Here is a 5,111-nt window from a genome sequence, read left to right on the forward strand (position 1 = left end):
GTAGATGCTCTGGCAATATGGAGCATTGAGTTGAGTTTTGCCGCATCCCCCGGCGACGGTTGGGGGACTTCCGCGATCTTGGTCACGGCAGCTTGCCAGATGGCATTGCTCTTTGGGTCGGTGCGCTGGTTGGCTATGCGATCTGTCAGGATCGGCATTAGGGCAGCGTTGATCGCGCTATAAGGATCGGCCTTGGCATTTGCGTCTCCCACTGCCTCGAACGCCAGCAGGCTGAGAATTTCGTCAAGTCTCTCAGAGAATCGTGCAGCAGTCCGGTCTTCTTTCGCTACGAGCGTTCCAATCTCGGAAAGGGTCGACCCGGCCGCGCGCAGAACTTCTCGTTCCCAGTCAAGAAGCGCTCTTAACCGGGGATCTGTCTCTATAATCTGACCCACGTCGTTGGTCAGCTTTTCCCCGGCGTCGCCAGCGAGATAATTGTTCTTGTCCAGACTGAGGATAGCGAGAGGTCGCTTCAGGGGCTCGAGGTTTTCCATCACGTAAGCTTCAAAATCAGCCTTCTGCTCCTGATGCTTGGTCCAGAGAATGATCACATATGGCCCTGCGGTGGCGACAATCCCCTCTTCAAGCATCGACACGATCAGCCCTGCTGTCTGCGCGATACTCCCGGATTGCGCCCCGGTCGTCAGATGAAGATCAAGGAAGAGAAGTCTCACCCCACCCAGATGCTTCGTTTCGATCCCTTCTGCCTGATCGTATCTCAGCGGCAGACATGGCGCACCGATCTTCTGCATGCAGTCGGAGAGTTGCTTCAGTTCGTCAGGATTGTCATCAACGATGACGTATCGTGCTGGCGTGAACACAGGCTATCTATCCCCCTTGAATACCAACGCCACCACGGCGCCATTGAAATCTTCCGGAACGTCGAAATCGTCCATCGTGGGGAACAGAAGCTCCCCATCGTTCAGGCTCATTGCGAGATTGGCGTAGTAAAGGCCCAGTCCCATGCCGTCGGGACGACGAGAAAAAAATGGCTCGACCAACTGCTCGGGAGGATCCCTGAAACCGGGGCCGTTATCAGCAATCACCAGCGCAGGGCGCCCCTTGTAATCAGGAACAACGTTCATGAAAATACGCCGGGCGCCAGATGTCGTGCCGTCGGGCGTGCTCACCTTCAGCCAATGTATGGCGTTATCGATGATGTTGGTGACAGCGCCGAGCGCCAGTCCGAACGCGAACACGGAACTTGCGTCTTCTGCCCCTTCCTCCAGAGCTGGGCAAACAAGTTGAACCTTGTGAATGCGGAAGCGGACCAGTGTGATGTCCCGAGCTCTTCGCGCGAGCTGTCTGAGGGAATACGATTTCTTGTCGCCCTTTCGCAGCAACTGGGTCGAAGTTTCCAGAACTCCCTGAAGTTGACCGACCTGTGTTCTCAGATCAGCTATATTCGCGCTATCAGCTAATGCGGTTGCGAGAGCACCTATGCCGCGCTCGACTTCATGAAAAACGACGGCAAGACCGACCTGTGAAATGCCGGCACGAAGGAAATCCTCCCGGAGCTGGTAAAACTCCTGTGCAACCCGCTTGAGTGAAGGATCGACGTCAGGCAGAAATCCCGTTGAGCGAGCAACCTTGCGCACATCGCCAATTGGACCTGCGACATCCCGATCTGCACTGGGAGCCTTTCCGGTCACAGCACGGATCCGCTGCTTGTCAAGGCGCCGTTCGGTCTCAAAAACGCTGATTGCTCCGAGAACAAGTTGGCGCAGCCTGCGGTAGGCCCCGTTCTCGACAAAACCCTCTCTGTTGGTCTTCTCCTTAAGCTGGGTGCTCGCCTCCAGGTCAAGGTCAACAAAGCCCAACACTATGTTTCGGCTGAGATTTCTCGAAGGGCTGTTGACGCGTCGGAGGTCGAGGCCGAGCCAATCGTCTCCGGGCTCCCCGTAATTGTAAATGCGGATATCATCGCGGTAGACCCGTACGCCGCCATTCTGATCAAGGAAGCGCTCGATCAGGCGCGACTGTGCATACTTCGACATGATCTCGCGATCTCGATCAAACACGTACAGGGTGCCTTTAAGCCGCCCTATGCCGTTGATGGTCGAACTTTCGGCGACGATGCTGATTGAACGCTTGGGCCTTGGCCCCGATGCAGCGTCCAGATCATCCGGCTCACGTTCCGCGTTTATCTGCAACGGTTCATTCTGCTGGACTGTGCGAGGCTCTACCCGAACTCCGGGGACCCCCCGGAACTCGTAGGTATAGCGAAATGTTGTGCCGTCAAATTCAAACTCGAAGCGCCATGGTGCTCGCTCGACCAGCTCCGACGCGTCCGGAAGTTCTGAAATCCAGCTCTCGAATCCGGGGACCTTAAAATTTATTACGAAATTGTCGTCTTTTGCAGAGAAGGGCGAAGATATGGAGGTAACCTGCCGGTAAAGGTCTCTGACCTCTCCTCGCGACCAATCCTTCTGGCTGAGGTTATCTATTCGGATTCTGGTACCCGTTTTCTCACCGGTGAAGATTTTGGCTTCGCGCTCGGTGACGGTGACGGGCGCATCCTCGAGAAACCGGGTGGACATCAATTCGGACCAATCGATCGACACGAAGCATTCGCGGTTTCCGGCCGCCCGGGTTGTCATCCGGACCTTTCCGCCGAGCTTGTGCACTGCGAAACGTCCAACTCCCTTTTCGCCGAGCGGCAGGCGTCGATACCTCGGAGACCTACGATCCTGATCGCGATCCCGTTCACGGTGATCGTCCCCCGGGACAAGCCAGACGTCCCGGATAGTATCGAGTGACATTCCTTGTCCATTGTCTTGCACCCGTATCCACGGGGCTTCAGTGGACAGATCACCCAGAGTGATTGTTACCTCACTGGCGTCCGCATCATAGGCATTCTTCACAAGTTCGAAGACCGCCAGCTTTGAAGATCCGATCAGCTGATCGCCAAGCAGTTGCAGCAATCTTGCGCGCGGCTTGAATGCCTGCGTGACACGTCTCTGTATCGACGATTTGGCCATTTCCGGCGTGCATTCGTTGGCCTTCACGACGTACACACGATTGCCGATATTGCCAATAACGAGCTGATCTCCTTCTTCAGCCCATGTGATCAACCCGCGCCCCATGCGCGTTTCCGGCTCCCGACCGGAACCTGCGCGCAAAGAGCTGTAATATGAGGTCGCCAGAGGCGGACGTGCCTCTCCAAGCACTTCTATCTCGATGAGATCAGCGGACGGTCCTGAGCTTGGTAGATAGCCGGCTGCAGCCAATGCCGCGCGCTGCTCCTCATTTGGCAAATAAGCCTGTTTTTCCTTGTCGGTTCGCGATACGGCTTTCAGGCCGAAATTTTCAAAAACCGACGTCCACCCAGCTGAAGCCACGCTCGAATCCTTGACCCTCTTGGGATTGTGAGGCCGAAGGCGCGCCGCTGCACCCATGTCCTCTACTTGCGAAAGATTGTTCAAGTTTCTTGCAGGATCATCCAACGCTTGCAAGAATGAATTGAGCAATGAACCGACAAAAAGCTCCAGGTTTATTTCCGTTTGTCACCAAAGATTTGGCTGGGCCTGTCACTGCTCGTCCAATTCCGCGGCAATGGTGCCAAAAAGCACGGCGGTGACGCCAACGCCATCTTGATCCGCCTGATCGATCGGCATGGGCAGTTGGCCGCGTGACGGCGGCTCGTATGGCCGGACCGATCTAGGCGCTCGGAGCCTTCCTCCAGAATGGCTCGTCCGCATAGGTGCTGACGCCCATCTGCCCACGTGGGTTTTCGGCGGCCCAAGCCAGGACCTCGTCGGTTGGGACAACCAGCCTTGTCTGGCCCGAGCGCGTCCGCCGCAAACCGAAGGTCGTGATCTCGTAGGTCAGGATGCCGCCGTGAGTCCGGCGAACGACCGCCGGGGAACCCTCGGGCTGATTGCGGTAGTAGTTTTCAATCTAAGCCTCGGTCTGACGGGCGCATGGCGAAAGCTTACGGTCGGGCAGGGTTGATCCTTTTGTTCGAGGGCTCTCGGCCCTCCAGCCAACATAGCGGTCGACTACTCCCTGGTCGCGAATACCTTACGCGTTCCCTGAATATTGCCGTCCTTATCTAAGTACCCGTCCGTCGAAGATCGAACCCGGTCGTCGAGAAATGCATCGAAAATCGACGCTATCTCGGGTGGCGTGAAGTGGAAGAGTTGCGTCCTGCTTTGCGTGTCCGACGCAATCAGGAGCCCATCCGGCATATATTCGTTGCCGGAAAGCACCCCGATGACCCGTGCGTGCAGCATCTTGTCGGAAACGACCTTCGGAATCCGCTTCTCCGCATATCTGGCGGTCAGATCATAGTTGTTGAAGATTTCGCTGGCGGTGCGACTAATGAACGGCTCGCGCCAGTCCGTGTCTGCCTTTGCATGCACCTCGTGAACCTCAAGCGCCGTATCGCGAAATCGATCTGTCACCAGTCGACATTCGATCAGCCGCCGCATGCAGACCGCTGCGATTCCGATGGCTCGTTCGAGCATATGATAAGGATTGTGCTCGGTTTCTGCATCCTTCAGCGCCTCGTCAAGGTGCATACCGATCCGCCGCTTTTGCTCGGCGAGCTCATTCTTCCAGGTATAGGACTGCCATTCGGAAGAGCGGACGCTACCGAGTTTGCGCATTTGCTCAAGCTGTTTTTCTATGTCTTCTTGATGCATAAGTATTTTAGCCTCGTCTCCGAGAGAGATTTTCTCAATCTGGCCAGCCTGCAAGGCTCCGACGATCGGATTGGTGACCGTGCCGGTACCGCTAAGGCAGAATTCCGCGCGGAGCCCGGGGTCTCTCCACTGCCTCGTTATGCGGCTCGCCCGGTAAGATAACAAGTCTCCGAGTTCTTTGTCTTCGCGAGCTCGCCCCGCATGCTTCGCCGATCGCCCGCTATCCGTTTTCATGACGCTTGGCAGTCGCGAACCCTTGGGCTCGCAAGATCAGAATGCACTGTCGTTCTCCATAAGAGCAATCCAATCCCGCTCTCTGGTGATGGCTTCCTGGTCCGTCTCCGGATCTACCACGTTCAACCCTCAAGGGGTCGGCTAGCAAGCTGCCGCCGCTCTCGGCTGCGCCTTCGCGGTGATCGCGCCCGGGGACGGACACTGACGGAGCCATCGAGCGGGATTGGCCCG

3 protein-coding genes are annotated in these 5,111 nt (G+C 56.7%); all 3 read right to left on the reverse strand.

The features are described 5' to 3' along the window. On the reverse strand, positions 1-821 hold an 821-nt coding region (locus EM858_RS26960), incomplete at its 3' end, for a hypothetical protein (protein ID WP_205649571.1). Positions 822-824: 3 nt separating this feature from the next. Beyond that, on the reverse strand, positions 825-3,341 hold the full coding sequence (locus tag EM858_RS26965; RefSeq protein WP_245483077.1) for an ATP-binding protein: 2,517 nt from the start codon (positions 3,339-3,341) through the stop codon (positions 825-827). Between the two features lie 660 nt (positions 3,342-4,001). Continuing rightward, positions 4,002-4,880: a hypothetical protein gene (locus tag EM858_RS26970; RefSeq protein WP_245483078.1), complete on the reverse strand. Its 879-nt coding sequence runs from the start codon at positions 4,878-4,880 to the stop codon at positions 4,002-4,004. Between the last annotated feature and the right edge of the window lie 231 nt (positions 4,881-5,111).

This window comes from Agrobacterium sp. CNPSo 2736 (assembly GCF_004005385.1).
In the GTDB taxonomy this organism is placed as follows: domain Bacteria; phylum Pseudomonadota; class Alphaproteobacteria; order Rhizobiales; family Rhizobiaceae; genus Agrobacterium; species Agrobacterium leguminum.